Origin of the sequence: Nostoc sp. KVJ20, assembly GCF_001712795.1 — a bacterium.
Taxonomy (GTDB): domain Bacteria; phylum Cyanobacteriota; class Cyanobacteriia; order Cyanobacteriales; family Nostocaceae; genus Nostoc.
The window spans coordinates 1-6,166 of record NZ_KV757601.1 but is presented as its reverse complement, the minus strand read 5'-3'; the positions used below and the strand labels follow the sequence as shown (position 1 = coordinate 6,166).

The window sequence follows — 6,166 nt, the reverse complement described above, 5'->3', positions numbered from 1 at the left end:
GGAGGTAAAACCAGATGTAGGATCTGCGGTGGCTGAAGCTGGCGCTTCTTCATAGACAGATTTTCTGTCGCGTTTCGGTTTTCTTTAAAAGCGATCACAATAGTATGGTTAGTGTTTTCAATACACCTTGATGGGAGCAACGCATGATAGACTCCAGGAAAATTGCCACCATGCGTCGATGGGTGATGATTTCACTGTTGGGCTTACTTGCCCTGATCATCGGTCATGGGATGGCATTGATTTACCGCATTCAGCCTGGAGTCTCGCTGTGGTTCCCCCCATCAGGGGTAGCGATCGCCTTAACTTTCTGGTTTGGCCCTTTTGGTATTATTCTCACCGGACTAGCATCTTTTTTGATGTCCCCGGCTTGGGGGTTTCATGGTTGGGAGCGATTAAGTGCTTTGGCGGATATGATAGAACCTCTAGTTGCTTGGTTGCTTTACCGTCGTTTTTGGAGAGGTTCTCGAACACTAAATACCCTCAAAGATGCTGCCGTTTTTATTGTCAGTGTACCTCTGATTGCCAGTGGTACCTTGGCGATCATTGGTAACTTAACTTTTTTCGCAATAGGTAAAATTCCTATTAGCAGCTTAAGTACTAATATTCCCCATTGGTGGTTAGGCAATGCAATGGGAGTCATGGCTATTGCACCTACTGCCTTGTTAGTCATCACCCCTTATCTCCAGTCTCAGGGCTGGTTATTAAGTGCTGAACCATTAAACTCTTCATTAGACCCGTCCATTTTTCCACGTTCTCGTCGCTTTCTACTAGAATTCAGCACTATAATACTGCTTTGTGTAGTAATAGCAACCATCACTGTTGCCGAAACTAATCACAATGGCTTTAGATTTCAGCAATTATCTTTTTTGAGTTTTGTGCCTGTAATTTGGGCAGCAACTCGCTTTGGTGTCACCTGTGGGATGTTAACCTCCAGTTTTTGCGTACTGGTGACGTTGTTTTCCTATCTAGTTGCATACCCCAGCGCTATATCCTTGTCCACGTTTCCCTTAGAGGCGGAAGTACTGCACGTTCACAAGTTTAGTTTATTGGTACAGTGTATTGTTAGTTTATTAGTGGGCATTGCCATTACAGAACGGTCAAAAATTCAAGTAGAGTTAGCAGTAGAAAGAGTCAGACTGGGGGAATATCAGGCCCGTGCTGAATTATCAGAACAACTTATCCAACTCAATAAATCACTGGCGCAAACCAATACTTCTTTAGAAGAATCCCACCAAGAAAAAGATGAATTACTCAAGCGCGAACAAGCCCTCCGCAGTCGTTTGAGTAATATTTTGTCAAGCATGACTGATGCTTTTATTGCCGTGAATCGAAATTGGGAGATTACCTATGCTAATCACCAAGCGGCAAAAATTCATAATTTAGCACCAGCAGACTTGATTGGTAAAAACTACTGGTCACAGTGGACTGGGGCTAGAGGTACAGAGTTTGAGCGAGAATATCAGCGATCGCTCTTAGAAAATATCCCCGTTCATTTTCACGCATTATACGCACCGTGGGATATATGGCTGGAAATTCACGCCTACCCTGCTGAAGATGGACTGGGGATATTTTTTAGAGATATCACTGAACGCAAACACGTAGAACAAGAACGTGAATATCTGCTCATGCGTGAGCAGATTGCTAGAAGTGAAGCAGAAAAAGCCAATCGTTTAAAAGATGAATTCTTAGCAGTTCTTTCTCATGAATTGCGTACTCCCCTGAACCCAATTTTGGGTTGGGCAACGCTGCTGAAAAAGAATAATTTGGAAGAAGCTATAAAAATACGGGGAATAGAAACTATTGAGCGCAATGCTAAATTACAAATTCAACTAATTGATGACTTATTAGATGTCTCCCGCATCCAACAGGGGAAAATGGCTTTAAATATGCAGCCTGTAAATTTAGCTAATACTATTGAAGAAGCCAAGGAAACTGTAAGACTAGCAATTGAAGCTAAGAACATTAGTCTGGAAACTGTACTAGACCATAATATCAGCATGGTTGCAGGTGATGCAGGTCGTTTACAGCAAATTATCTGGAACCTGCTTTCTAATGCCGTTAAATTCACTCCCTCAGCCGGAAAGATAAAAATCATATTAGAACAAGTTAATAGCTATGCCCAAGTTCAAGTTCAAGATAATGGTAAAGGCATTAGCCCAGAATTTCTCCCCTATGTATTTGATTATTTCCGTCAAGCAGATGGCACAACCACAAGACAATTTGGAGGGCTAGGTTTAGGGCTAGCTATTGTTAAGCATCTGACAGAATTACATGGTGGTATTGTGAAAGTAGACAGTGCAGGAGAAGGCATGGGGGCAACATTTACAGTCAGATTACCATTCATGCCTGATAGTCCCCAAATAATACCAAAAATCCGACAATGCAATAATGCTTTAAGTTTGCCAGGGTTGCATATATTAGTGGTAGATGATGATGTAGATACAGGTGAATTTCTCACCTACATATTGGCACAATCTGGAGCAAAAGTGACAGCGGTTGCATCAGCAGGTGAGGCTTTAGAAATCTTAGCCAAAACTCAAGTAGATTTACTATTGAGTGATATTGGTATGCCAGGAATAGATGGTTATATGCTGATGCGATTAATTCGAGCTATGCTATGCTGGAGAAATTAACCAAAAACAAGCATTAGCTGCCGGATTCCAAATGCACTTAGTTAAGCCTGTAGAAACAGAGAGATTATTTCAAGCAATATCAGATGTTATCAATTAATCAATACGTCCGCTTTTTTGAGTTGAAGTAAATTAAGCAATCTTACTTGTGACTAAATAAAGAATTGTCCTTTCCAGACCCACCAGATTCAGATGGAGTTCAGTTTTTGTCTCAATAAAACTGGTTAACTGCAAATTACAGGGGTGAAAAAGCACTGATAGCTTATAAGCAATAATTAACACATCCTATTGCTTGAAAGCCCTCAAATGGAGTTGACAAGCGTGACATCATACTAGATTTCCCTGGTTGCACGAACCTTCTATTTACGCCAAATCGTACCATTTGAACCTCTCTAGTTTTTAGAGTCTGAAATGCTTGTAAGTTATTGCCATCACCCCATAAGAAGTATGCGCTCAAGTGAAAACCTCTGCCATAAGAGAGATGGTTTTATTTAAAGTGTTTTTTTTAATCAAGGTAATCCACAAAGACAAGCAAAGCTTACGATACAATTCATAGATTATAGATTGAGTATGGCAAGAATGATGTTGTATCTTGTTGCTTAATTGATGACTGATTTTGAGTGTGAAGGAAGTAAATTTATTAGAGACTTTGCTATTAGCTTTCCAACAGATTGATATGCAATCAAGTATAGCTGAGAAGAAATCAAAATACTTCGCTGTTTTTTTAGTGTANAAATACTATATGGAGTAATTGTCTTGATTATTAGGCTGCTTATATTTGTGGGGTGTCTTAAAACTGTATTTTAATCAAAGGAGAATTTCACAGGAGCATAGGAACTCCAACAAACTTCTTCCATAAAGAGCGAAAAAAGAGATAAAAACTGAGAAATAACCGTCAATTATTAGTAAGATTTAGGAATAAAATTTTAGTTATACAAACTCATTTGATTCATTAATTTTGTTCATTTAGCAATAATCAATAGCGCCCAGTTTTTTTACATTCGGTTTTGTTTAAATCCCGATATCACTTTTAGTTTACCCCAGCAACATTGAGTTTGTAGTCCAACCTAAAACTTCTCAAAATGCTAAAACTCACAGAGAAAAAATGAAACTTTTAACGATTGACACCAAAAACAATTGTTACGTTATTGACGCTAATGCAATGAACCACCTGCAACAAGATGTTGCTAGCTCTTTTACTTTAGAGAAAGGGACTTTTGATATAAAAATTACCAGTGGTCGCTATAGTTATGCTCAAAGCGAAACTGAAGGCGAACCTTTGGTTGTACTTTGGATATATGGGGTTGATGGTAGTACATTTATCAACAAAAACACAGGCGCTGAAACAGGTGCAACTTGGACAACTTTAAACGGATATAACAAGACGTTACAGTTGGAAGTCAAAGAGAAAGCTGTTATCTGTGCCTTGTTTTTTGATGTAAATAATAGTGATAATAAAGGAGCGGTTAAGCTTTTAATTAGCAGCAATAAACCACATTTTAATCCTCAAACTCTAACAGTTGCTAGTAAAAATAACTGNNATGTTCTTAATGAAAAAGTTCTATCTAAGCTGAAGCAACCAAATTCTAATTTTATTGAATTGGAACCAGGTAATTACAAGCTCAAAATTCGTGAAAGCAACGCAACTTATTGGTCTTCTGAGCAAAAATTCCAATTAGAACCTTGGGCTTTACTATGGATTAAAGATGGAAAATTTGTTTCTAATCTTACTGGTCTTGAAGTTAAAGAAACTTGGTGTTCGCTCAACGGATTACAAGAGGAATTCATTTTAGAAGTCAAAGAAAAAACTACTATTTTAGGATTTTTCTTTGATACCTACAAAGAAGATAACAAAGGACAAGTCGTTCTAGAAATTAACACAGTGAGTAAGACTGTAGTAGACGAAAGCTNNAACCCGCCAGTAACAGGAGTGCCAGACGGTAATGTTAAAGAAAGCAATGTCACTACTGTAAGCGCTGGTGGTGAAACTAGCACTGGAGGAGGTAGCTTCAGCGGTGAGAATGATTTCAGCTTCAGTTTCGATCAAGATCAGATGGAGCGAATGTGGCAAGAGATGGCAGCCATGCTCGAAAGCTCAGTAAGCGTAACGGCTCAAAAAGACGAAAATAAACAAGCCTACTGGGAAGGTCTTGAAAAATCGATACTCAAAAGCTATCAAAGCCAAGCTAAGACACTTGCCATGCAGGTAGCACGGCTTGAGTTCATGATGAAGACTCTCATACAACAAACTGAGGTAAATTTTAACCAAAGCTTCCAAGGTTGGTCTAGTTACTTTAATAAAAATCTCAATGACTTGTTTATTACCAGAATTCCCAGAATAGTTAATGACCAGGTTCATCTGGCAATTACTGAACAAACCCAAGAAGTTAAAAACTTAGTAATTCAACAGATACAAACAGAACTCAATGAGCGTGTTGAGTCTGTCGTTAATCTGAAAATTACTAATCAAGCTCAAGAAATTAAGACTTCAGTCGTTCAGCAAATGCAAACAGAACTGGAGCAACGCATTGAAAACGTTGTTAATGTCAAAATTGCTAATCAATCTCAAGAGATTAACACTCAAGTCATTAACCAGATGTCAAATGACATTGACCAGCGAATTGATAATGCAGTTAATGTCAAAATTTCTAATCAAGCTCAACAAATCAGCAATCAAGTAATTCAGCAGATACAAAATGACATNNACAAAATGACATCGATCAGCGTGTTGATAGTGTCGTGAGCCTGAAAATTTCTGATCAAACCCAGAATGTTAAAAATCTGGTGATTCAGCAAATGCAAACCTACGTTGAGCAACGTATTGATAATGTAGTTAACCNNATTAAGAGCCTGGTAGTCCAACAGATTGAAGCTGATTTCGATCAACGTATCCAGTCTGTTGTTAACCAATCTACAGGTAACAATGTTCAGTTAGTCGTTAATAATGTCGTCAACGAGCTTGATAATCGCATCAATGTCAACTTAGACCATAAAATTGTCAACTTCCGCAATGAAGTATTTACCCTCGTTAATAATGAGATTAACCAAAACTTCACGGAGTCTCTCAAAACGACGATTTTATCAGATATCAAAAAACAGCAGTTCTACATTGATATGCAGTCAATCAAAGCTGAGGTGGAGAACTTCTACGCCCGTTTAGGACAGTTTGAGAGCCAATTATATTTACGTGTTGAGCAGGGAGATACCCAACTTTATAATTGGACTCTCGAACAACTTATTGCCCTTCAAGGTTGCTTAACCGATCGCCAAGCTCTGGTTGAGATGTTTGAGGTCTTTGCCAGTAACCTTAAAGACGAACTGAATGGTGCTGAATGTGTTCATCCTAGTCGGTTTACCCCTTGGGTAAGAAGAACTTCGCAAGCACAACTTGAGCCTAAGCGGTATTGAGTGAGGTCGAGGGGAAGTATTATCTTCCCCTCGACCTCACTCAATACCTTCTAGCTTATAAAAATGTAAACGTATTTCTTTATTGACTGGGTTGAAAACTGTTTCTACGTATTTCAATCGCCAGGACA

1 protein-coding gene and 1 pseudogene are annotated in these 6,166 nt (G+C 38.7%); both read left to right on the top strand.

Annotation, left to right across the window (positions count from 1 at the left end; all coding sequences use genetic code 11):
- Positions 1–143: 143 nt before the first annotated feature.
- The gene (locus A4S05_RS11680) at positions 144–2,633 is read left to right on the top strand and encodes an MASE1 domain-containing protein (protein ID WP_256090942.1); all 2,490 of its coding nucleotides are present in this window, start codon (positions 144–146) and stop codon (positions 2,631–2,633) included.
- Positions 2,634–5,471: 2,838 nt separating this feature from the next.
- A pseudogene (locus tag A4S05_RS43230) lies at positions 5,472–6,038 on the top strand (hypothetical protein); the annotation flags it as partial.
- Positions 6,039–6,166 lie beyond the last annotated feature (128 nt).